The organism is Sulfurivirga caldicuralii (genome assembly GCF_900141795.1).
GTDB classification, from domain to species: domain Bacteria; phylum Pseudomonadota; class Gammaproteobacteria; order Thiomicrospirales; family Thiomicrospiraceae; genus Sulfurivirga; species Sulfurivirga caldicuralii.
The window spans coordinates 132,272-155,788 of sequence record NZ_FSRE01000003.1; the positions used below are offsets into that span (position 1 = coordinate 132,272).

General features: G+C 57.2%; 19 protein-coding genes. 3 read left to right on the plus strand and 16 right to left on the minus strand.

Annotation, left to right across the window (positions count from 1 at the left end; all coding sequences use genetic code 11):
* Positions 1-120 precede the first annotated feature (120 nt).
* The 4 genes from pstS to phoU all read right to left on the minus strand — a co-directional run bounded on the left by pstS (position 121) and on the right by phoU (position 3,968).
* Entirely contained in the window at positions 121-1,119 is a 999-nt protein-coding gene (gene pstS, locus BUQ81_RS06450; protein ID WP_074201581.1) for a phosphate ABC transporter substrate-binding protein PstS, read from the minus strand.
* Between the two features lie 92 nt (positions 1,120-1,211).
* Positions 1,212-2,495 (minus strand): phosphate regulon sensor histidine kinase PhoR, encoded by a 1,284-nt coding sequence (phoR, locus tag BUQ81_RS06455; RefSeq protein WP_074201582.1) that lies wholly within the window; start codon positions 2,493-2,495, stop codon positions 1,212-1,214.
* The gene (phoB, locus tag BUQ81_RS06460) at positions 2,495-3,205 is read right to left on the minus strand and encodes a phosphate regulon transcriptional regulator PhoB (protein WP_084188281.1); all 711 of its coding nucleotides are present in this window, start codon (positions 3,203-3,205) and stop codon (positions 2,495-2,497) included. Before phoB ends, phoR begins: the two co-directional genes overlap by 1 nt.
* 4 nt (positions 3,206-3,209) lie before the next feature.
* Complete coding sequence (gene phoU, locus BUQ81_RS06465) at positions 3,210-3,968, minus strand: phosphate signaling complex protein PhoU (RefSeq protein ID WP_074201583.1); 759 nt, start codon at positions 3,966-3,968, stop codon at positions 3,210-3,212.
* Positions 3,969-4,255: 287 nt separating this feature from the next.
* On the opposite strand from phoU, the gene glnA reads away from it, so the two are divergent.
* The gene (glnA, locus tag BUQ81_RS06470; protein ID WP_074201584.1) at positions 4,256-5,659 is read left to right on the plus strand and encodes a type I glutamate--ammonia ligase; all 1,404 of its coding nucleotides are present in this window, start codon (positions 4,256-4,258) and stop codon (positions 5,657-5,659) included.
* Between the two features lie 255 nt (positions 5,660-5,914).
* Here glnA and truD read toward each other — a convergent pair whose 3' ends face one another.
* The 5 genes from truD to BUQ81_RS06495 form a co-directional block, all read right to left on the minus strand.
* Complete coding sequence (gene truD / locus BUQ81_RS06475) at positions 5,915-6,940, minus strand: tRNA pseudouridine(13) synthase TruD (RefSeq protein ID WP_234947379.1); 1,026 nt, start codon at positions 6,938-6,940, stop codon at positions 5,915-5,917.
* A gap of 260 nt (positions 6,941-7,200) precedes the next feature.
* Positions 7,201-7,641 (minus strand): hypothetical protein, encoded by a 441-nt coding sequence (locus tag BUQ81_RS06480; RefSeq protein ID WP_074201585.1) that lies wholly within the window; start codon positions 7,639-7,641, stop codon positions 7,201-7,203.
* 16 nt (positions 7,642-7,657) lie between these two features.
* The gene (locus tag BUQ81_RS06485) at positions 7,658-8,524 is read right to left on the minus strand and encodes a Tim44 domain-containing protein (RefSeq protein WP_074201586.1); all 867 of its coding nucleotides are present in this window, start codon (positions 8,522-8,524) and stop codon (positions 7,658-7,660) included.
* 64 nt (positions 8,525-8,588) lie between these two features.
* Positions 8,589-9,713: a methyl-accepting chemotaxis protein gene (locus BUQ81_RS06490; RefSeq protein ID WP_074201587.1), complete on the minus strand. Its 1,125-nt coding sequence runs from the start codon at positions 9,711-9,713 to the stop codon at positions 8,589-8,591.
* A gap of 88 nt (positions 9,714-9,801) precedes the next feature.
* Positions 9,802-10,392: a class I SAM-dependent methyltransferase gene (locus tag BUQ81_RS06495; RefSeq protein WP_074201818.1), complete on the minus strand. Its 591-nt coding sequence runs from the start codon at positions 10,390-10,392 to the stop codon at positions 9,802-9,804.
* Positions 10,393-10,707: 315 nt separating this feature from the next.
* Here BUQ81_RS06495 and BUQ81_RS06500 point away from each other — a divergent pair, with 315 nt between their 5' ends.
* Positions 10,708-12,750 (plus strand): UvrD-helicase domain-containing protein, encoded by a 2,043-nt coding sequence (locus BUQ81_RS06500; protein ID WP_084188283.1) that lies wholly within the window; start codon positions 10,708-10,710, stop codon positions 12,748-12,750.
* A gap of 284 nt (positions 12,751-13,034) precedes the next feature.
* Positions 13,035-14,249, plus strand: a complete 1,215-nt coding sequence (locus tag BUQ81_RS06505; RefSeq protein WP_074201819.1) for an iron-containing alcohol dehydrogenase — start codon at positions 13,035-13,037, stop codon at positions 14,247-14,249.
* Positions 14,250-14,295: 46 nt separating this feature from the next.
* Here the strand turns inward: BUQ81_RS06505 and BUQ81_RS06510 are convergent, their stop codons facing one another.
* The 7 genes from BUQ81_RS06510 to BUQ81_RS06540 all read right to left on the minus strand — a co-directional run bounded on the left by BUQ81_RS06510 (position 14,296) and on the right by BUQ81_RS06540 (position 23,398).
* Positions 14,296-15,627, minus strand: coding sequence for a TolC family outer membrane protein (locus BUQ81_RS06510; protein ID WP_074201589.1), 1,332 nt, complete (start codon positions 15,625-15,627; stop codon positions 14,296-14,298).
* A gap of 93 nt (positions 15,628-15,720) precedes the next feature.
* On the minus strand, positions 15,721-16,326 hold the full coding sequence (locus BUQ81_RS06515; protein WP_074201590.1) for a response regulator transcription factor: 606 nt from the start codon (positions 16,324-16,326) through the stop codon (positions 15,721-15,723).
* 3 nt (positions 16,327-16,329) lie between these two features.
* A complete protein-coding gene (locus BUQ81_RS06520; protein WP_074201591.1) occupies positions 16,330-17,661 on the minus strand; it encodes an HlyD family type I secretion periplasmic adaptor subunit in 1,332 nt (443 codons plus the stop codon).
* A 19-nt stretch (positions 17,662-17,680) separates the two neighbouring features.
* Positions 17,681-19,876 carry a type I secretion system permease/ATPase gene (locus tag BUQ81_RS06525; RefSeq protein WP_084188284.1) on the minus strand — a complete coding sequence of 732 codons (2,196 nt, stop codon included), beginning with the start codon at positions 19,874-19,876 and terminating at the stop codon, positions 17,681-17,683.
* Complete coding sequence (locus tag BUQ81_RS06530; RefSeq protein WP_074201592.1) at positions 19,869-21,809, minus strand: bifunctional diguanylate cyclase/phosphodiesterase; 1,941 nt, start codon at positions 21,807-21,809, stop codon at positions 19,869-19,871. Before BUQ81_RS06530 ends, BUQ81_RS06525 begins: the two co-directional genes overlap by 8 nt.
* Positions 21,806-22,459, minus strand: a complete 654-nt coding sequence (locus BUQ81_RS06535; protein ID WP_084188285.1) for a transglutaminase-like cysteine peptidase — start codon at positions 22,457-22,459, stop codon at positions 21,806-21,808. Before BUQ81_RS06535 ends, BUQ81_RS06530 begins: the two co-directional genes overlap by 4 nt.
* 9 nt (positions 22,460-22,468) lie before the next feature.
* The gene (locus BUQ81_RS06540; protein ID WP_074201593.1) at positions 22,469-23,398 is read right to left on the minus strand and encodes an OmpA family protein; all 930 of its coding nucleotides are present in this window, start codon (positions 23,396-23,398) and stop codon (positions 22,469-22,471) included.
* Positions 23,399-23,517 lie beyond the last annotated feature (119 nt).

Here is a 23,517-nt window from a genome sequence, read left to right on the forward strand (position 1 = left end):
CAAACACCGTATGGGCAAAGGCACCCTTAAACCCTTAGCGAGTGCACGAAAAGCCCCCTAACGGGGGCAACAACATCACATTTTAATCCAGCCTGCCCGTGTGCGAGGCAGGCAAATGGATCAATAGAGACCTTTTTCCTTCCAGTAACCGCGGATTTTTTCCTTAACGTCTGCCGGCAGCGGCACGTAACCCAGCTCTGTGGCATTGTCATCGCCATTCTTGAAGCCGAAGTCGAAGAATTTAACCACTTCCTTGCTTCGCTCAGGCTTCTCTTGAGGCATCAGCACAAAGGTAGCGGTTACGATGGGATACCCTTTGGGCGGGTAAGCGATATTAGCATAAAAATCCTTCTTGGGATCCAGGTCGGCATACTTGGCCGCTTCCTGGAAAGAAGCGAGAGAAGGTTTGATGTATTCACCGCTCGGCGCTTCGATTTCCGCCATTTTCAAACCATTGTGTACCGCATCGGCATAGTCCGCATAGCCGATAGAATACTTGTTGGTCTTGATGGCTGTGGTAACACCGAAGTTGCCCTTGCCGCCGATACGGTTTTCCATCGGCCAGTTAACCATCTTCTTGGCACCGAAACGCTTGCGCCAGGTCTTGCTCATTTTGGACAGGTAGTAGGTGTAGGCAAACGTGGTACCGGACTTGTCAGAACGGTGCACAAACAGAATGGGCTTGTGCGGCAGGTTGGCATTGGGGTTCTCTTTCTTCAGCAGCGGGTTGTCCCAATACTTCACAGACCCCAGCACGATGCCTTCGTGCGCTTTCTCGCTCAGACGCAGGTGATCAACACCCGGCACGTTATAAGCCATGACGATTGCGCCCATGGCTGTCGGGAACTGATACAGTCCCTTTTTCTTCAGGGTCTTGGGCGCCAGCGGCTTGTCAGAACCACCGAAATCCACTTCGCGGGCAGAAACGGCCTTGATGCCAGTACCGGAACCCGTGGCGGTGTAGTTCACCTTGTTGCCGGTTGCATTGTAGTACTCGGTTGCCCATGATTTGTACAGTGGGTAGGCAAAAGATGATCCGGTACCCTGAACAGTGGTGCCTGCATAGGCAGTGGTTGCGGCTACAGCAAATGTGCCGGCCAGCATGACTTTCTTCAGCATGACTATCCTCCAAGATAAACAAAGATGGTGTCTCAAGGACAGAGCATATTGTGCCGCGAGGGTTTAACACCCGCATGACACAAATATGAAAGTTATGTGACACGGTTGATCGGAAATACCGCCCGGAAGGTTGAGCCCACATAAGGCAAGCTTTCCACCTCCAAATGCCCACCGTGCAGCTCCAGTACATGCTTGACAATGGCCAACCCCAGACCTGTTCCACCCGTTTCCCGGGAACGCGCTGTATCCACGCGGTAGAAACGCTCCGTCAGGCGCGGGATATGCTCCCGCGGAATGCCGATGCCGGTATCTTCCACCTCGAAAAAACCGCCTTTTTCACTGACATACCAGCGCACCGCAATGCGCCCGCCTTCAGGCGTATAGCGCACCGCATTGGACAACAAGTTGGTAAAGACACTGCGCAGCAAATTCGGATCCCCATAAAGGCGTCCCTTCTCTTCGCAGGAAAAGGTGATTTCATGCCGGCCAGCACTTAACAGGTCCGCTTCGTCTCTTAACGTATCCAGCTGTGCACACATATCGATCCAGTGTTCATTTTCCAGGCGACTTTGCCGCTCCACGGCCGACAGGGTAAGCAGGTCCTCAATGATTCTGCGCATGCGCACCGCCTGCTGCTCCATCTGCTCCAGCGCCGGGCGCAGGCTTTCCAGATCCGGCGGGAGCATGTCCAGCAGCGTCTCCAGATAGCCAGTAAACACTGTCAGGGGGGTACGCAGTTCATGAGAGGCGTTGGCGACAAAATCCCGTCGCATCTGCATCAGATCATACGCCTGGGTAATATCTTCCAGCAGCATCAGCCACCCCCCTTCAAAGGGGATGAGCTGCACCTGCACCACCTGTAGCGTCTGCCCTGGCAGCGACAATTTCAGAGGCCTTTCGAAGGCACCCCGCTCAAGCCACTGGACAAATTCAGGTGCACGCAGAAACTGACGGATATGCCGACCGGCATCACTGCGCTGCAAGCCGAGCAGTTTTTTTGCGGCAGGGTTGCGCCACACAAGTCGAAACCCCTCATCCAGCTCAACCAGCGCCATGGGGAGGTGCTCGAGTCGGGCACGAGCATGATCACGCGCTGTACGCAACCGGCGCAAATTGGCCTGCAGCCGCTTCAAGCGCCGCCACAGGGCCCTCTCAAACTCGCCCCACAGGCCGAAAAATTCCTCGGAAGGAGTTTCGTAAAAGGCGTTATTGAACCAGTGATACAGGCGGCTGCCCATCCAGATGTGCCAGAGCGTATAACCGACAAAGGCCGCAAACCAGCCGATACTCCAGAGGTCTGTCAGCAGCCCCCACAGCAGGGCGGCACCTGCAAAGACAAGCAGATTGGGGAGTTCCGCGCGCAGCAGTGCACGCATTATTCCCCCTCGAACTCGGAAAGACGATAGCCGGCGCCGCGCACCGTCTGCACCATGCGCTCACACCCTGCCGGCTCGAGCGCCTTGCGCAAACGGCGAATGTGTACATCCACGGTGCGCTCTTCCACCACCACGTGATTGCCCCACACCTGATCCAGCAGCTGCGTGCGCGTAAACACACGGTCGGGATTATGCATGAAAAAGTCGAGCAGACGGTACTCGGTGGGCCCCAGCGCAACTGGCTTGCCCTTGCAGCGCACGCGGTGACTGGCACGCTCCAGAACAAGATCCCCCACCTTGAGGACGTCCGCTTCAGGGCGTCTTTCGCTCACCCCACCGCGTCGCAGCAGGGCACCGATGCGTGCCACCAGCGCACGCGGCGAAAACGGCTTGACGACATAATCGTCGGCCCCCGCTTCAAAGCCCTCTACCTGATCGAGCTCCTCACCCTTTGCCGTCAGCATGATTACCGGCAGCCGGGCAAAACGGGCATCCTTGCGCAGGCGCTGCAGAAAGGCAACACCCGAGGTGCCGGGCAGCATCCAGTCCAGCAGTACCAGATCCGGCAATCGGTCCTGCAGCTGCTGCCACGCCTGCTCGGCATTGGCACTCTGCACCACCTCATAACCTGCCGCCCCCAGGGTGAATGCCAGCATGTCGCGAATGGCCGCTTCGTCCTCCACAACCAGAATGCGCTGCATCTCGCTCATCGGCCTACTCGTCCGCCTGCGGCGCTTCTCCAGCCTCGCTCGCCAACTTCTCGATCATGTCGTGGTCGGGCGAGCGCACATCGCGACCATTAATGATGTAAATAATGCTTTCCGCCACATTGGCCAGATGGTCCGTCATGCGCTCAACCGCCTTGACCACATTGACAAATTCCAGATAGCAGCCGAGCTTTACAGCGGGGTTTTCGTGCATTTCCGCCTTCACCGCATCGATGATCCGCTTGTAGAGTTCATCCGCCCGCTCCTCATCCTCCAGCAGGCCGACCGCCTCTTTCATGTTCAGACGCGCATAGGCATCCAGCGCACGCTTGAGCATCTCCCGCGCCATATCCACCAGGCGATAAAAGTCCGAACCGATCTTCAGCTGTGAACATTCACCGCCCATGCGCTCATAAAACTCCACCATGCGCGCCAGCTTGACCACCTCGTCACCCACACGCTCCAGATCGATACCAATGCGCAGAGAACTGATGATCAGACGCAGATCTGAGGCGGCTGGCTGATGACGTGCCACCAGCTGAATGGCCGCCTTGTCGGTGTTCTGCTCGGTTTCATTGATCAGGCGATCCAGCTGACGGACTTCCTTGGCCTTTTCCACATCGCCCAGCTGCATGGCCGACACTGCCAGGTCGAGCTGTTTTTCCACCAGCCCGCCCAGCTCGAGGATATGGTTCATCAGCGCCTCAAGGTCGCGGTTGTAGGATTGCAAAGAGTGGCTCTTGAAACTGCTCGGACTGGCTCGCATGGGGTTTCTCCTCAAATTTGGGGTTTATTTTTAAACAGTTTACCAGTGGTTTTATGACATTTCTGTGTCGCGACACCTGCACCAACTTGGTGCATGTATTCACCACCCCACAGCATCGCCGCCCCGGTGCAATCTGCTGAAACAGGCACCACCCCCTTCATTATCCCTGCGATTTCAATCGCTTGCACGCATAAGAATTTTTAACTGGCAATCTGGCATGGGGTTCGCTAACATTGGGAGACGAATTTTTCACTCTTACGTTCAACCAACCAAAAGGAAAAGGCCCTATGTCTCAGGACGCCCTCAACTTTATCAAGGAAAACGACGTTAAATGGGTTGATCTTCGCTTCACCGACACCCACGGCAAGGAACAACACGTCACCATTCCAGCGCATGAGGCCGACGAAAGCATGTTCACCGAAGGGCACAATTTCGACGGTTCTTCCATCGAAGGCTGGAAAGGCATCAATGACTCCGACATGGTGCTGATGCCCACCGCTGAAAACTATTTCCTGGATCCGTTCACCAACGATACCACCCTGGTGCTGCGTTGCGAAATTCTGGAAACCGACTATACCCCTTACGAAAAGGACCCCCGCTCCATCGCCAAAAAAGCGGAAGCCTATTTGAAATCCACCGGCATCGCCGATGCGGCTTTCTTTGGACCTGAGCCCGAATTCTTCATCTTTGACAGCGTGCGCTGGGGCCTGCAGATGGGCAAGGCCTTCTATGAAATCGACGCACAGGAAGCCGACTGGAGCAGTGAAAAGGTTTATGAAAACGGCAACATCGGCCACCGCCCCAGTGTGAAGGGCGGCTACTTCCCCGTTCCGCCGGTGGATCAACTGCATGAAATCCGCGCCGACATGTGCACGTTGCTTGAGCAGATCGGTCTGCGCGTGGAAGCGCATCACCACGAAGTGGCCACCGCCGGTCAATGTGAAATCGGCGTAGCCGGCAACACGCTGGTGAACAAGGCTGACGAAGTGCAGATGCTCAAGTATGTGGTGCACAACACCGCAGACGCCCACGGCAAGACCGCCACCTTCATGCCCAAGCCCATCGTCGGCGACAACGGCAGCGGCATGCACATCAACCAGTCCCTCAGCAAGGATGGCAAGAACATCTTCGCCGGCGATCTCTACGCCGGCCTGTCGCAGGAAGCCCTGTGGTACATCGGCGGTCTGATCAAGCACGCCCGCGCCCTGAACGCCTTCACTAACCCTGGCACCAACTCCTACAAGCGTCTGGTCCCGGGCTTCGAGGCGCCCATTCTGCTGGCCTACTCCGCCAAGAACCGCTCTGCGTCCATCCGCATTCCGTATGCACCCAACCCGAAGGCGCGCCGCGTGGAACTGCGCTTCCCCGATCCCAGCGCCAACCCTTACCTGGCATTCTCAGCCTGCCTGATGGCCGGTCTGGACGGCATCCTCAACAAGATCGATCCGGGCGAGGCGGCGGAAAAGGATCTGTACGACCTGCCGCCGGAAGAAGAAGCGGCCATTCCCAAGGTGTGCGCCTCCCTGGAAGAAGCACTGGATGCGCTGGACAAGGATCGTGCGTTCCTGAAGGCCGGTGGCGTGTTCACCGACGCAATGATCGACGACTACATCAACCTGAAGATGGAGCACGTCACGCAACTGCGCATGACCACTCACCCGCTGGAGTTCGATCTGTACTACTCCGTATAAGATCGGCTTCAAACCCCGCAAAAAACCCGCTTCGGCGGGTTTTTTGTATGCGGGGAAAAATTCTGCCCGCCAGAGCCAGACTTTAGCAAGACCTGTCGATTACTGCGAATCCCGAAACAAATCCAGTCAGCGTAAACCTATGCACGCACCAGCAGGTGAAACACACCAAAATTCCCTCGCAGACGGCTGTGGAAGTGGGGGTCCCCGACTTTTTTGCGAGCCAATTTTTTGCGCATCGAAAAGGTCAGAGACCCCCTATACTGCAGGGTCGCTCAGCCGGTCATCGTCCATCAGTTCGCGCAACAGCGCAGTGGCATAGCGGCCCGCCGGCAGAAAAAAGCGCAGCTGCAGCATGTGCGCATCCAGCCACACCCATGTCAGCTCCTGCGCCACGGCGCGCAGCGCCCGTCGCGCTGACTTCATGCGTGTCGCCCGCCAGACGGGTTCCAGCTCAAATGGGGCCAGCACGGCCTGCTCAAGTCCCAGCACTTCCCCCTGCGCAAGCGAAGGTGTTTCCCCCGGCAGCGGACCGGTGGGATGCAGATCCTTCTGCTGCACGCGCAGAGCCAGCTCGGCACTGTTGTCATCGGCAAAGACACGCTTGGAGCCGTCCAGCTGCAGCACATCCCCAGCCATGAAGCGGTTCCAGCTACCTTGCTGCACCCGTGCCGCCAGCACCGCGTTGAAGGCGCCGCTGCGCAGCACGGAAAGATGTCGGCTGCGCTGCGCGGGCTTGACCCTGGGCATGCCGGCACCGACCCACGCCAGCGCCCGCGCCCAGTTGGCACCGTCATGGCCGAAGCGCTGCGGCCCGAAATAATTGGGAAAGCCTTTTGTTGCCAGCTGCTGCAGGCGAGCATCGATTGCCGAGCGATCACCCACCACATTGCGCAGGGTAATCACAAAGCGGTTGCCGGACAAGGCACCCGTCTGCAGCTTGCGCCCGTGGCGCACCTGTTCAAGCACATGCACACCGTCTATCTCGGGTGAACTATCGGGCTCGGCGCGGCCCGGCAACCAGATGCTGAACCACTGCCGGGTGACGCCGTGGCGATCCTTCAGCCCTGCCGTGCCCACATCCCGTAGGGGCACATCGGCCCAACGCGCCAGCTGACGTGCCACCCACTCGGTGTTGGCGCCGCGCTTTTCCACCCACAGCCACAAGTGCTCGCCCGCGCCGTCCAGCACAAACGGCAGCTGTTCGATGACCTCAAAGTCCTCCAGCTGCGCCTTGAAGTCAGCGCGCATCACCGCCCCGCCCCACGCGCGCGGCAAGGCCATTATGTTTTCCATCACGTCATGCATTCTCCGTTTAGGGCGTTCCCGCCAGGCCGGCAGCCCCCCTGAACCGGCCACCGTCATGCGCAGGCACATGCCCATAAAAAACCCGCCATGCGGCGGGTTGAGCCATTTGCGGGCTGTGGAACGTCAGCACCTGCGCAACACCTCTGAACGGTCGAAGCCGTGGCAACTTTGCAGCCACTCTCGCCACGGCACTTTTTAGCCGTTATACGCTGCTTAGCCGTTATACGCTGCGGCTTCTACAGGTCGCGGAAGAGCTTTTCATCCATGGGTACCGCCTTGTCGCTTTCCGGCTTGTGCGGATAGAGCTGGATAAGCAACTGGGCGATATTGCCCTGTTTGATATGGTCGTGCACCAGCACCCGCGCATTGGGGGGCGAATTCTTGTTGATGTACATGTAGATGATCTTGACCTGACAGCGGGGGTCTTTTGCTGTGGCCAGCGGCTTGATGATGCCTTCGCCTTCAAACTTGACCCCATCCTTGGACATGAAGATGACACGATGCCAGTATTCCGATTCCACCGGCTTGTCGAAGCAGATTTCAATGGCACGGTCAAACAGGCCCGAGCCCCTGTCCACATCCACGAACCTGACCGATTTGATGTGAAGCTTCTCCTGGCCGCACCCGCTCAGCATCAGCCCCAGGGTCAGAACGGCCATGCTCAGCCAACGTTTCATCGCGCCTCCCTGCGCCTTACAGCTGCTGCACTCCGATAATCTTCCAGTCGCCCGATCCGTCTGCCGGTTTTGCCACATGCCATACCTCGGTGAAGCCGTGAGCCGGGCCACCGTTTTCGCGAACCAGACCGCTGAAGCGTACAGACACCACAAAGCGGTCGTTGTCGTAATCCCAGTCGATCACCTGCGCCGTCACCTGTTCGACCTCGGTCTGGTTTTCGCCGGCGCGAATCTGCTCGGCAATAGCTTCAAAACAGGCTGGATCGCAATAGGCCTTTAGCGTTTCCGTATCGCCCGCATCCCAGGCCTTCTGCACGGCGAGGAAATTGTCCACGGCGCCCTGCTCGAAACCGGACACCTCAAACCACGGCGGAGGCGGCGGCAGGGTTTCCCCGCCGACGCTGTTCTCCTTCACACCACTGCCGCCCACATTGGCGCCGATGCGGATGCCATCGGAAAGGCTACTGCGCTGCTGGGCGGCGGACGCCGGCGCAGCGTCGTCGGCATAGTCCGCGCCGCCGGCGACGGCCGGCCGGGGCCGGCGGCGGCGCACGAACCACCAGATAGCGCCGCCGATGAGCAGCAGCACCAGAATGTCGCCCGGGGTGATGCCATCAAACGCACCGCCCATGAACAGCGCCGCCAGCAGACCGCCTGCCAGCAGACCGCCAAGCAAGCCAGTCATACCGCTGCGCGGCCGCTGACTGGCAGCGGGTTTTGTGGTCTTGGGCGAGGTAGGGGCCGCCTTGGGCTTGGCATTCAGCGCACGATATTGAATGGGCTTCTTGTAGCCAAAACTGCGCCCGCCACCAAACTTGGCGGCTTCCGCACTCATGGCAAACAATAGCAGGGCAAGAAAACTATACAGGGGGAAACGGCTCATCATGATTCCTTATGCGTGGCGATAAGCCCTATTCTACCGGCGTAGCGCGCCACAAGGAAGGAAATTAGTGCCCACCCATGCACAGGATATCCGGGCGCTCTTCCCCCTGAGATGCCAGATGCTCCAGCGCCGCCTGCAGACGGGCGCTCACGTCTTCAAGACGCAGCAGCGTCTCCAGCGCCTGCTCCTGATCCCCGGCCAGCCACGCCTCGACCAACCGGCGCCCGAGCACGTGCATCTCGTTATGAATGGGCTCGATTTCCGCGTAACCCGGCAGCTGACTGTAGCAGTCGCGGCCCTCGCCTTCGTAATACCACTTGCCGAGACGGGACGCCTTGGGATTGTCAACATCTTCCGGCCGCAGGTCATTGCGCAGGCCTAGCATCAGGCGGTACAGCTCCATCTTGTAGATCAGATGGTCGATCTTGGCATTCATGATAAAACTGCGTAGCGCGCCGGCCGTCACCGTCTGTTCGATCTGAGTTGAGGTCTGTAGCATCTGCCCCAGGTTTTGGCTGGCCTGCTGCGCTGTTTCGTTGAGACGTTCGCTTTCAGAGGCCACATCACGCATTCTTCTGCGCGCCGCGCCCACCTCCTGCTGCACCAGCTGAATCAGACGGGAAATATCCGCAGTGGCATTGGCTGTGCGGCCCGACAGCGCTCGCACCTCGTCCGCCACCACGGCAAAACCGCGACCGTGTTCCCCGGCACGGGCCGCTTCGATGGCGGCATTCAGGGCCAGCAGGTTGGTCTGCTCGGAAATGTCCTCGATCATGGTGAGGATGCTGCCAATCTCCTCAGCACGCTGCTTGAGCGTATCCACTGCGCCAGCCGTTTCTGTAGCCTCCTGCGACAGTTTGAGGATACGCGCACCCATGTCATTAATATCCCGCTGAGCCTGACTGGACAGCTTGGCGCTGTTGACCACATCCTGCTTGCCGACGGCAAGGCGCTGACCCATGGTAGTCATGCTGCCCTGAAAGTCCTTGCAGCTGCCGTAGAACTTGTCGTAGGCCTGGCTCATTTTGCGGCAGAAGGGGGTAATGGTCGCTTCCTCATCCTGCACAGCGGCAGGCTGTTGCCGCGCCGCCTCGGCAAGCTGCTGCTCCAGTTGCCGCTTTTCCGCCTGCAGACGCTCGATTTCCTGACTTAGCTGCTCAATACGAGCCTTTTCCTTGCTGCAAAACATGATTCAGATGCACCTCTCTGCTTTCAGGTGCCGCTCACGGGGTGCGGCCACCTTATATTTATCTGCTTCCAAGAGCGCAAAGCACATCTCATGCCAGCTTTACCGCCCGCGATACCGTGTAATCCCGTCCCTGCTTGACCTTCTTGTAGTCCCCGAAAATCTCCGCCATGTAGCGCTTCATGAACTGACGCAGACCATTGATGGTCACCACCACCATCTGCCCGCCCGGTTCCAGACGCTGATAACTGTCCCACAGCAGAATGGTCAGCAGCTCCTTGCCCACCTTGGCCGGTATGTTGGAGACCACGGTGGTAAATCGCTGCCCTTCGGGCACGTGGGAGAGGCCGTTGGATAGATAGGCCCGGGCATTGGCCAGCCCATTGATCTGCGCATTGCGGTTGGCGTACTCCACGGCGACAAAATCCTTATCCACCATATGCACTTCGCCACGCGGTGCCTGCGCCGCAATGGCCAGCCCCAGCGGCCCATAGCCACAGCCGATATCCAGCGCCACCTCGTCCTCGCGCACATCCAGGTGCCTGAGCAGCAGCGCCGTGCCGCTGTCGATCTGACGCGGGCTGAACAGGCCCCAGGTACTGTGAAAGTTCATGGAGCGACCGGCCAGTTCGGTTTCAAACACTATGTCCTGCTTCAGCTGCGCAATGGTTGCTGCGTCCATTTCTTCCATTCTCCTGATTGATGAGGGCCCTGGTACCGCCACAGTGCCGCTGTGCGCCTCGCGTTGCTGGGGCATGATGGCCGCAGATGCAAGGCGCGCGCCGCAGGGTCTGGTGGGGCCAAATTCAAGGCGCGTAACGTGGCAGATGCGGCCATATTGCCGCAACCTGGTGGGACAAGGGCGATTTTAGCCCAATGCAGCGCTTGCGGTATCACAGGCCGTATGCCGAGAGAGCACCTTTTGCCCAGAATGGACAAATCGCCCCTGTCGCGAGCGTGCAGCGGTGCAGTGGCGGTGCCGTATAATGAGCCGCCTATGCAAAGTCTCAATCCCCAACAACGTCAGGCCGTTCTGGAAACCGAGCGCCCACTGCTGGTCATCGCCGGGGCCGGTTCCGGCAAGACGCGCGTCATCACCCTCAAGATTGCCCACCTGGTGAGGGACAAGGGCGTTTCACCGCGCAACATCTATGCCGTCACCTTCACCAACAAGGCAGCACGGGAGATGAAGGAGCGGGTAGCGGCGCTGATGCAGGATACGCCGCCCAAGGGGCTGAATGTTTCCACCTTCCACACGCTGGGGCTGCGCTTTTTGCGGGAAGAGGGTCACCATGTGGGCCTGAAGGCCAACTTCACCATCATGGATGCGGCCGACACGCAGAAACTGCTGGCGGAGCTGCTGAAAAAGCACGAGGTGGATGCCGACGTGATCGCCGCCACGCAGCACGCCATCTCCCGCTGGAAAAACGCGCTGATTACGCCCGATGCAGCCCTGTCTGCAGCCGAGGACGAAAACGAGCAGTTTCACGCACAGATGTATCTGCGCTATCAACAGCAGCTCAAGGCCTACAACGCCGTAGACTTCGACGACCTGATCACCTTACCGGCGCAGATCCTCTCCAGCGAAGCCGACGTGCGCCTGCGCTGGCAGAACCGGGTGCGCTATCTGCTGGTGGACGAATATCAGGACACCAACCGCGCCCAGTATGCGCTGGTGAAGGCGCTGGTAGGCACCGAAGCCCGCTTTACCGTGGTGGGCGATGACGACCAGTCCATCTACGCGTGGCGCGGCGCCGAGCCGGAAAACATGGCCCTGCTGCAGCAGGATTTCCCCAAACTGCGCGTCATCAAGCTGGAGCAGAATTACCGCTCCACCAACCGCATTCTGCAGGCGGCCAATGCGCTCATCAGCCACAACCCGCACGTGTTCGAAAAGCGCCTCTGGTCGGAAATTGGGCTGGGCGATCCGATCCGCGTCCTGCCTACAGAGGATGAACAGGGCGAAGCCGAACGGGTCGCCACGGAAATTCAGGTGCACAAGTTCAAGCACCAGACCCGCTGGGAGGACTACGCCATCCTCTACCGCAGCAACCATCAGGCACGCGCGCTGGAGCAAGCGCTGCGCGAACTCAACATCCCCTATGTGGTCTCCGGCGGGCAGAGCTTTTTTGATCGCGCCGAAATCAAGGACGTGCTCGCCTACCTGCGGCTGGTGGTCAATCCTGAAGACGACGCCGCCTTTCTGCGCATCGTCAACACGCCGCGGCGCGAAATCGGTGCCGGTACCCTGCAGAAGCTGGGCCACTACGCCCAGAACCGCAACACCTGCCTCGCCTATGTCTGCAGCGAAGTGGGCCTGTCTGCCGTACTGGACGCCCGCCGCCTGCAGCGCGTGCACGCCTTTGGCGAACAGCTGATGAACTGGATTCGGACCGCCGACAACGCTGCGGGCAATGAGGTGCTGCCCTTTATCCGCCAGCTGCTGGAAGACATCGAATACGACGAATGGCTGCGCGAAACCGCCAGTTCCCCCGCCCAGGCGGAACGGCGCATGGCAAACGTGCGCGACCTGCTGCTGTGGATCGAGCGCCTCATCGCCAAGGCGCAGGAAGAGGATCAGAAGGACCTCAGCCTCGCCGACATCATCAACCACCTCTCGCTGATCGACATCCTCGACCGCCAGCAGGGCGAAAAGGCGGTCAACGCGGTCAGCCTGATGACCCTGCATGCCGCCAAGGGGCTGGAGTTCCCCCACGTCTATCTGGTCGGCATGGAAGAAGAGCTGCTGCCCCACCGCGAAAATCTGGAATCCCCGGGGCTGGAAGAGGAGCGCCGCCTCGCCTACGTGGGCATCACCCGCGCACAGCGCAGCCTCACCCTCACCTACGCCCGCAAGCGCCGCCGCTATGGCGAGGATATCACCCCCGAACCCAGCCGCTTCCTATTCGAAATTCCTGACGAACACCTGGAATGGGAAGGGCGTCCGGGTCAGCAGAGCGATCCCGAAGCCGCCAAAGCCAGGGGCATGGATCATCTGGCTACCCTCAAAGCCATGCTGGCCCAAAGCAAGGAAGCCTGAAGAAGACCCGTGCAGGCCCCTTCGCAAAAGCGCTGAAGGGTCGCAACAGGAACGACCCGGTTCAAGACGACAAGACGCAGGGAATGTGAGAGGGTCGCTCCATGCGGGCGTGGTGCAACAATGGGTTCGGAATCGCCCTGTCCCTGCGAGCTGCAGCATAAAGGCGACCGCTTCGCGTTGGACGTCATGCGTTGGTAGTGCCTATGGCTGCGCTGCCCACCCTGAATCTGCTACCATCTAGCGAGCAACGCGAGCGCATTCAAAGTTTCTTCGGAGATGCCCTTATGGCCTGTGACAACTTTATCCCCGCCCTGCCGTTTTCGCTGACCCCATTCAATCTCGCCCAGCTGCCCGCGTTGCGGTTTGGCCCCGGCATCCGCGATCAGTTGGCCGCGTATGTCGCCAAAATCAGCCGAAAACCGCTCATTGTGGCCTCCCCGAGCGTTCTGGCCAGCCAATTCGGACAACAGTTTTTGCGCGATCTGAAAAAAGTCGGGGACCCCCCTGTGGAAACGGTCAGCGGAGAACCCAGTCCGGAGCTGGTGGACGCTATCGTGGCGCGCACGCCGGCCGACGTGGACTGGGTCATCGGCATTGGCGGCGGCAGCGTGCTGGATACGGCCAAGGCGGTCGCGGGGCTGCTACCCACGCGCACTTCAGTGATGGACTACCTGGAAGGTGTCGGTGCCGGCAAGCTGTTTCCCGGTGTCACGATCCCCTGGCTGGCTGTCCCCACCACGGCCGGCACCGGCTCCGAAACCACCAAGAATGCCGTCCTGTCCCGTCTGGGCGAATTCAAGAAGTCCTTCCGCCACGACACTCTGCTGGCCAAAGAGGCCTGGCTCGACCCCCTCTTTCTCGAAACCCTGCCCCGCGAGGTGCTGCACAGCACCGGCATGGACGCCTTTGCCCAACTGCTGGAGTCCTACACCACGCGCAAGGCCAACCCCATTACCGATGCGCTGGCATGGCACGGCATGCAGCTGTGGCTCAATGCCTTTGAGCAGATCGAGCGCGGCGACGCCTATCAGAAACTGGATGCCTACGGCTGGCTCATGCTGGCGGCATCGCTGTCCGGCATTACCCTCGCCAATGCCGGGCTGGGGGCCGTGCACGGTCTGGCCGGTCCCATCGGTGCCTTCTTCGAAGCGCCGCACGGTGCCGTATGCGCGGCGCTGCTGGCACCCGTGACCGCCGCCAACATCCGTGCCCTCATGGCCAGTGACGAGCCCGCACACCAGCAGACCCTGCACAAGTACGCACAGGTGGGGCGACTGCTGACCCACCGCCCCGAACTGAACGATCGAGAAGCACTTGAGGCCCTGGTGGAAGCACTGGAAACGCTCAACCGCCAGTATGGCCCCGGCAATCTGGCACGCTATGGCATCACCCCGGACACCATTGAACCGGTCATCCAGAATTGCCGCGCCGGCTCCATGCTCGGGAATCCGGTGGTGCTCTCCGACGAGGCACTGATTAACGCCATGACTCGCCAATAAAAAACCCGCCGTCCCGGCGGGTTTTAGCGCGGTAGAAACACTTCGCTCATTCTTTCAGATAGCTGGACTCCACTTCAGCCTTTTCCGCTGCTGTTTTAACATCGTAGTTGATTTTAAGCATGTCCAGCAGATGTCCCATATCCGCCACTACGCGATACTGCGCCTGCAGCAGGTCATAGCGGGTTTCGGTCATCTTGGTAAGCGCCTGGTTGTACTCGTTTTCGGTATTGAGCAGATCCAGCAGTGAGCGACGCCCCAGCGCAAATTGCTTGCGGTAGCCAAGTAGCGTGCTACGAGTCAGCTGAATGTGCTGGTCCAGATACTGCAGCTGGTTCTGCGCCATGGTCATGGTATCCCAGGCATAGCGCAGGTCCTCCATCACCTCACGGCGCGCGCGGTTGCGAATTTCCATGGCCTGCTGATAAAGCGCAACCGTGCTCTTGTATTTGGCCTCATCGGCACCGCCCTTGTACAGGTTGTAGTTCATGCGCACCATGGCCTGGAAGTCTTCCGTGCTACCCTTGACACCATTTGTATTCCGATCCCAGCGTTTTTCGACTTCCAGATTGACCGTCGGGTAGAAGTTCCCCTTGTTGGCAAACGCCTGGGCCTTGGCTTCTGCCACGTCGGCATAGGCAGACAGCAGACGGGGATGATCCGTCAGGGCAATCTTAATGGCAGTTTCAAGATCGGGCGGTATCTTGTAATCAAATGTTGGCAGACTCAGTTCACGCGGTGCATCATGACCAACCAGACGGTGATAGCGTGCCAGCGCATCCGCCAGTTTTGACTTCTGCGCCAGCAGGTTGGATTGGGCCAGTGCATAGCGGGCCTTGGCCTGATCCAGCTCCACTTCGTCACTAAGACCGGAATCAAAGCGCATCTTGATCTGCTGGAAAATCTTCTTGTGGTTTTCCACGTTCAACTTGCCCAGCTGCACCAGCTCCTGCGAACGCAGGATATCCAGATAGGCCTTGGAAATTTCCAGCGCAATGTCGCTGACGACCGACTCGGCATACAGCCCCTGGGCATCGAGACGGGCCTGCAGACGCTTGACATTGTTCTGCGTGGCAAAACCGCGGAACAGGTTCTGCGTCAGCTTGATTGCCAGCTCCTGCCGCGTCAGCCCCTTGGCCTTGCTAACCGTTGGGCTCTTGTATTCCTCGTAGCCAATGCCGGCATTCAGGTCAATCTGCAGATAGTAATCGGCCTTGCCTTCGCGAAGGTCGTAACGGTAGGCACGGTACTTGGCCAGCTCTGCCCGTACTTCAGGATTGAGCTTCAGGCCATCCTTGATGGCTTCCGGCAGCGTATCTGCCCACGTCGAGCAACTGATCAGCAGACCACATACAATTGGAGTAATGGAATATTGACGCATGGTTTCATCCTCTTTGCTTTCGGGATATTTCTAAGCAATCACCGTGCCACAAAATTGACCCAAAAGAACAAAAAGATGAAAGCTTGCCCCAACTTAAGATATCGGCGCTTCGCCCCGCAACTTCAGTACAAGGCCCAAACGATCATGCACCCCCATTTTTTCAAACAGATGCTTGATGTGGGTTTTAACCGTTGATTCGGCGATAAAGAGCGTCTCGGCAATTTCCGCATTGCTTTTTCCTTCCAGAATCGCCTGAGCAATATCTCGCTCCCGCCGGGTAAGATTTTCGGGCCATTTGATTTTCGGTTCAGCAGGCGCCAGTGCGGCAACCAGTGACGACAGCACCTCTTCATTCAGCCACACCTGACCACTCTGCAGCGCATCCAGTGCGGACCTGATTCGATCCGGGTGCGCCAGCCCATGGATATAGCCATGCCCACCCGCCCGGATAACGGCAACCCCCTGGGCGGGCAAAGGATAGAGCGTCGTCACCAGCACGCGATGCCCCTGCCGAGTCAGTGCCTGAATGGTGTCACGATCCGATGGCTCAAGGTCATTGCCCGCCTTGACTTCCAATACCACGATACCGGGCGAGCCTGGCACCCGCTTGTCAGACAATAACTCTGCATTGGGTACGACCTTGCCCCAGTGGGATTTCAAACTGGCGCTTTCAAGATCGAGATAGACGGGCTTGCTCATGCCTCATTCCTTTAGTGCGTTTTCCTTAACCTTGACAATCGGATTCAGCAGATACTGCAGAATGGTCCGTTTACCAGTAATAATGTCTACCGTCGCTGTCATGCCCGGCAAAAGCGCCAAGGGGTGTTCCGGGGTACCGAGGTATTTTTTGTCGGTCTTGATACGCACCAGATAGTAACTGTCACCTTTTTCATCGGTAATCGTATCCGCACTGATGTTGACCACCTTACCCTCCAGTCCACCATAAATGGCAAAGTCATAAGCGGAAAACTTAACCTTGGCGGGCAATCCCGGGCGCAGAAAGCCGATATCCTGTGGCCGTACGCGCGCTTCGATAATCAGCACATCATCCTCGGGCACGATTTCCACCACCGGGTCGCCCGGTTTGACCACGCCACCGATGGTGGTCACCAGAACCCGTTTAACGATACCATTAACGGGACTGACCAGATCCGTACGCTGTACCCGCTCCCGCAGCGCTTTCTGGGTTTCCTGTAGCGCCGCCAGTTCCGACTCGGCATCATTCAGCTCCTGATGGGCCTTGTTTTGGAACTCCTGCTGGATTTTTTTCAACTCGGCACGCGCTTCTCGAATGGAGGCCTGCAACTTGGGAATGGTGTTCTGAACGTCCTGGAGTTTTGAACGAATATCATTCGCCTCCCGCTTCAACTTGAGCAGGTCCACTTCCGATGCATAGCCACGCTTTACCAGTGGCTGGGTAATGCGGATTTCCTTTTGAATCAGGTTATAGCTTTCCTGCAGCTGGGCACGCTGATCCTGGGCAGACTTCAACTCCAGCTGGGCCTGACGGATCTTGGTACTTTGAATATTTTCCTGTGTCTTGAGCTGGGCTAGCTGGCGCTTGTACAGATCAATTTCATTCTGATAAATTTCAGCAAGGCGAGGGTCACTGGGCAGCTTCAGCTTTAAGGGCTTGTTTTCAACAATGGCACGCAAGCGCGCAATCCGTGCCCGTAATGAAGCCTCCTTGACCAGATTCTCCCCATAAGAACTGGCAAACTGCGTGCGGTCCAGCCGCATCAGCACCTGTCCCTTTTTCACCTTGTCTCCATCCTTGACGAAGATTTCGCGCACAATGCCGCCGTCAAAGCTCTGTACCACCTGCAGCTGTGAAGAAGGGATGACACGGCCTTCGGCCTGGACCCGCACATCCACCTGGGCCCAGTTAGCCCACAGCAAAAACGCGGCGATCAGAAGGAAGACCGACCAGACCAATAGCTGCGACTTGGTGGTCGGTTTTTCCAGTGCCGCCTGGGCAACACTGTGCACAAATTCCAGATCGTCATCCCTGGGTGCAGGCATTTTCTCGCTCATGACCCTGCCCTTCTACCGTTCATGCCGAACTCCCCTTCTGCCGCGCCTTCAACGACTCGAGAATGGCCTCTTTCGGTCCGTCAGCGATAATCCGGCCTTTTTCCATTACGATCAATCGATCCACCAGTGTCAGCAACGAGGTTTTGTGCGTGATGACCACCAGCGTGCGTCCCTTTATGCGATCCTGCATGCGCGCCAGAAACTGCTGCTCAGAACGGGCATCCATGGCGTTCGTGGGTTCATCAAGGATATAAATAGGCGCATCCAGCAACAGTGCCCGCGCCACTGCAATACTCTGCTTCTGCCCGCCAGAAAGCGAACTGCCCCCTTCGCTCACATCCAGATGATAGCCGGAAGGATGCTGGCGGATAAAATCGTCCACCCCAGCAATTCTTGCCGCTTCCAGCACGCGTTCATCACTGATATAGGGCGCACGGTAGGCGATGTTTTCCCACACCGTGCCCTTGAACAGCTGTATCTCCTGGGGCAGGTAGTTGATAAAGCGGCGCAGCTCGGCCGGGTCGATCTGATGAATATCGATATCATCAATCCGCACCATGCCTTCCGTCGGCTCATACAGCTTAAGGATCAGCTTGGCAATGGTGCTTTTTCCGGAACCGATACGGCCAATGATGCCCACCCGCTCACCGGGCTGTATGACGAAACTGACATCATCAAGCGCCAACTTATTGTCATTGGGATAGGCAAACTTGACATGCTCGAACTCGATTTTTCCCTTCACCGAGTTCAGGTGTATGAAGTGCTGCGCCTGCGGACGCTCTACAGGCTTTTTCATCAACTCATTCAGCTGCTGCAACGCCGTTTTGGTCTGCATGTAGCTGGTAATCAGATTGGCAACCTGCCCCATGGGGCCAATAGCTCGCTGCGCCAGCATCACCGAGGCAATCAGCGCCCCCATGGTAATCTCGTTGTCGCGAATCAGATAAACACCGACAACGATCACCAGTATGGTGCTCATCTGCTGCATGAAGCCGGTAAAACGCCCCACACTGCTCTGCAGCATTTTGGCCCGCAGACTGGCGTTGGCGATTTCACCGACCGCCTGCTCCCATTTCCACTGAGACTTGGCTTCCAGGCCCAGCGCCTTGACGGTTTCCAGTGCATTCAGTGTTTCAATAAGAACGGCATGCTTCTGGGCTGAAGCGGCATAGCTGGCTTCAACAGCCCGTTGAATCGGACCACGCATTAACAGGCTGTAGAGCAACACGAGCACGATAATGAACGCCGGCACATAGGCGAGAGGCCCGGCAATCCAGTAAATCACCACGATAAATAGAATGGCAAATGGTAGATCCACGAGGCTGGCGATAGTGCCCGAGGTGAAGAAGTTACGGATGCTGTCAAATTCCTTCAGATGATTGGCAAAAACACCAACCCGATCGGGCTTTTCACTCATTTTCAGCCCGAGCGTCTGCTCAAACAGACGCGCCGACATCAAAATATCGGACTTCTTGCCAGCAATCTCCAAAAAATAGCTGCGCAGGTACTTGAGCAGAAAATCAAACAGATACATGACCGACACGCCAATCGCCAGCATCCACAGGGATTCGATGGCGTTATTGGGGACGATACGGTCGTACACATTCTTGATAAAAAGCGGGTTGGCCAGTACAAAGATATTGATAACAATGCTGGCGATAATGACATCGCGATAGACACTCTTGTTCTGCCACAGGGTGGACCAGAACCAGTGACCATCATAGGTGGAAATATCACTGGCCGGTTTCTGCTGGGGGGTGAACTGTTCGCTGAACAGCACGGCATAGCCGGTATATTGTTCTTCCAGCTCATCCAGTGGAAACCAGCGCGCGCCCTCTTCCAGCTCCGGAATAATCAGCTGGGCTTTCCCCTCGGAGTGATCGATATCCGTCAGCACCACCGCCTGGCGGTTTTTCAGGATGAGAATAACAGGCAGGACCAGCTTGTTGAGTTCGCTGAGCTTGCGCCGCTTGAATTTCGCCTTGAGCCCGGCGCGCTCCGCTACCCGCGGCAACAGCTCCGGCGTGAGGGGCTTGTCATTAAGCGGCAGTCCGGCCACCAGCGATTCAGGCGTCAGCTCACGATGAAAAAGGCGGGTCACCACCACCATCGCGGCCAGCAGCGGATCATGACGAAACGAAAGATCGCGCAGCTCATCCCCGGCTGGGACAACAAACTCTTCTTTTTCCGGCGTGGTTTGGGTTGGTTCACTCATCGGTATTCAATCGCTCTGCATCTGCCATATACCGCCCCTGCAGCCATTCATAGCCCAGCACCCTGAAGGCCTCAGCAGCCTCCTGACTTTCGATGCCGGTGGCAATGACATCAATGCCCAGATTTTCCGTCATCTCCAGAATGCTGGCCAGATAGGCCTGCGTTTTCTCATCCCCTTGCAGCAGCGGTTTGATAAAGCCATGGGCCAGTTTGACATAATCAGGTTGCAAGGCATGCAGATCGTGTCGTTCGCCAAGTTCTCGGCCAAAACCATCAAAACCAACAAGTCCGCCCGCTTCACGCACACGCGCCATAAAGTCTTGACAAGCGCTGGCGTGCTGCTCCAGGAAATATTCCGGCATTTCAAAAGCAATGGAGCGCTGATGCGTTTTTAGCTGCCGCAGCAACCAATGTTGCAGATCACCATCCAGCAATACGCGCTCGGTTACGTTAACCGCAAAGGGCACAGTCCTTTGCTGGCGACTGGCGTGTTCAAAAACCTTGCTAAGAACCAGACGGTCAAATTCGCCTTCGGCTCCCAGCGCTTTCAATACTGGGATAAATCGCCGGGCTTCCAGCAGATTGCCCTGGTCATCCTGCAGACGGGCATAAATCTCAATATCGTGCAGTCGCCGGGCATCCTCTGCATGCACGGTAGGCTGCCCCAGCAGAATGAGGCGCCCCCGTTCGAGCGCATCCCGCACTACAGGGACGAAATCCTGATTCTCTTCCGCCACAGCTGCCTGCACGCAAACCTTAAGGTGGCGATCGCGTGCCGTCTTCAAGGCATGATCCACCCGGCCAAGCACATCCGCCTTGTGCTCGCCGGCTCTGAAATCGGTCACTGCAGCGTACACCACCGCTTCCGAAGGAGAGAGTAAAAGATCTTTAAGACGCTCTGGCCACTGTTGAATGCGTTGTTCTATTGCTTCCACAATCTGATGAGTGGGAACCTGGGGCAGCAGTATGGCCACTTCTGCGCCATTGATACGGGCGAGTGTACTCTGGGGATAACGGCTTGCCAGGTCAGAAAAGAGGTCAGCAAGGGCCTTCATGACCGCATTGCCTTTAAGATAGCCGTGTTCAGAATTAATCTTTTTAAGATCGTCCAGATGAACAATGACCAGCGAACCGGGCAACGCATTGGCGTCATCTGAAAGGGTAGAATTCAAAATCACTTCGAAGTGTGCACGGTTGCCTAGCCCGGTCACCTCATCGGTATAGGCCAGTTTCTGCAGCTCCGCCGTATGTCGCGCTTCACGCTCAAAAATGGTCTTCAAACGCTCCACCATGCTATTGATGGCGATAACAACCTGACGCAACTCTGGCGTTTTGGGCAACTCTTTCTGATAAACAAAGCGTCGCTGCACAATCGAACGTGCCTGGTCCACCAACTTCTGCAGCGGCGCAAGCAGTTTTTTCAGGTAAAGCAGCACGATGATTGATGATGCCAGCGTAATAATGACAAACAGCTTCAGCAGGTTCAAAAAGCTCTGCCATAACTCCGCATAGGCATAGCCAGGATGACTCACCACCTTGACATGGCCAATGGGAATCCAGCCTGCCACCACATAGGCTTCGGCAGAAGCCGGATGCAGATCAATATGGTTGATGAACCAACTGGGGATACCTTCGATCCTGAGGGGGTTTTCCCGCTTGTAAAGCACCTTTCCGTCCGGATCGGTCAAGGTGATTTCGCGATAATAGCCCCGATCAAAAATGGCATTAATGATCGTCTCCATCGTCGCCACATCGTTGGGGTCCGCTACATGACTCAGCGTCAATCCCAGGCTGGTCGCCGTATCCTGTGCATGGGATTCCAGCTGGTGCTGTAAAAAGCTGCGCGTGTTATCCAGGTTGATCCAAAAGGTGGCCGCCAGCAGCACAATCACCACCCCATTGATAAATAGCATCAACTGCTTTTTAAGACTCATTTAATACCCTCCAGACGCGTTTGTAGTTCACGCCATTTTTTGAGTCGTCCACTCTGACCCAGCAACTTACCTTTTCCACGCTGTTTTGCCAACCACAGTCCGCCACCATTGAAGGTATAGATGGGCACCAGATCAGGGCGTTTCGTAGCGGGCAGAATACGGGGATTGATATTGTCGAGAACCAGGGGGACTGAGCGAGGAGTTTTGTAATAGGTGAGCACCATGTGGGCCTGATTAAGGCGAATAGCCTTAACGTAGGTCAACAGAAGTTTGCTGTCTGGGACGCCCAACTTCCTCAAGGTAAAGTACTTTGCAATGGCAAAGTCTTCACAGTCTCCGGCATTTTTTATCAGAAATTCAACAGGTGTTGCCCAGTAATCTTCCTTGTGCCACAGGCGTCGGTCAGTCGTAAAAATGCGATTATTGAAAAAATCATTAACCAGTTTCAGCTGCTCCAACTCTGGCTTGCCCCACCCCTTTTCAACCAAGCGCTGCCAGGCTCTGAGCCGATCTGCCGCCGGCTTTCCATAACGCTTTTCCACTTTCTGAATGGTTGCCGGGGAAACAACAACGGGTGGCCCGCTTGCAAGACGAGCCCACCCAAATGTTGTCGCCACAACGATGGCGATGGCAAACGTTGCACGCAGCACTGCTTTTCTTTACTTGCTGTCCGGCAATGGGCAACGGCCGGGACGACGGACATAGCCACGCATGTCATCCGGAATCTCATGCACGGCCTCAGCCGGCAAGGCATCAGGACTGACGACACTCATGTCCACACGACGATTTTGGGCACGGCCAGCCACATCATAATTATCTGCAACAGGCTTATTCTCGCCCCAGCCAACAATATAGATTTTGCTTGCAGGCAAATAGCGCTCATTAACCAGGAACTGGCGAACCGCCTCCGCCCGGTTCCAGGAGAGCTTCAGGTTATCATCCTGGCAGCCAATGGCATCGGTATGGCCCTCAATCAGCAGGACCTGATCGCCTTCCAGCGCTTTCAACTTGGCAAAGGCATCGCGTATCTTCTGCTTTTGCGCCGCACTCAGGTGATACTCTCCCGTCGGGAAGCGCAAATGCAAACTGACTGTCACCGCATCGCCGTGCTCAACCTCCTTCAGCGGCTTGCTTTCCAGTGGCGCTTCCTCCAAAGGAGCTGCCTGGGCATGGGATGAAACATCGTCATGTGCACAACCCTTGGCATCAACCTTTTTGCCCAGAATGGTATGCGGACAGGCATCTCGATCATTGGGAACGCCATCCTGATCATCATCGCCCACACAGCCCACAAGATTGACCTTGGTCCCCGCAGGCGAATTCGGGCACATATCTTTTGAATCCGGCACGCCATCGTTGTCGCTGTCTATCTCGCAGCCCAGCAGATCCACCTTGACCCCCTTGGGCGTGTTGGGGCATTCATCCAGCACATCCACGACTCCATCACGATCCAGATCGACATAGTATTTTTTGAGCGTATCCGGCTTCATGGGGGCTTTGAGCGGCGCATGGGGCTCATCTGTTTGGGCATAACCTGCCCCACTAAGTATCATGGTCAATAAAACGGACAGCGTGGTTGTGCCTTTCATCACCTGCTCCTTGATAGATTGAAATGGCTTTTGTGAAGTGTACAGTACAAGGCGTGCCAACACTCTATCAAATCCATTCAACCATATTGAATGATAAAGTTAACTTTAATGTTCTTACA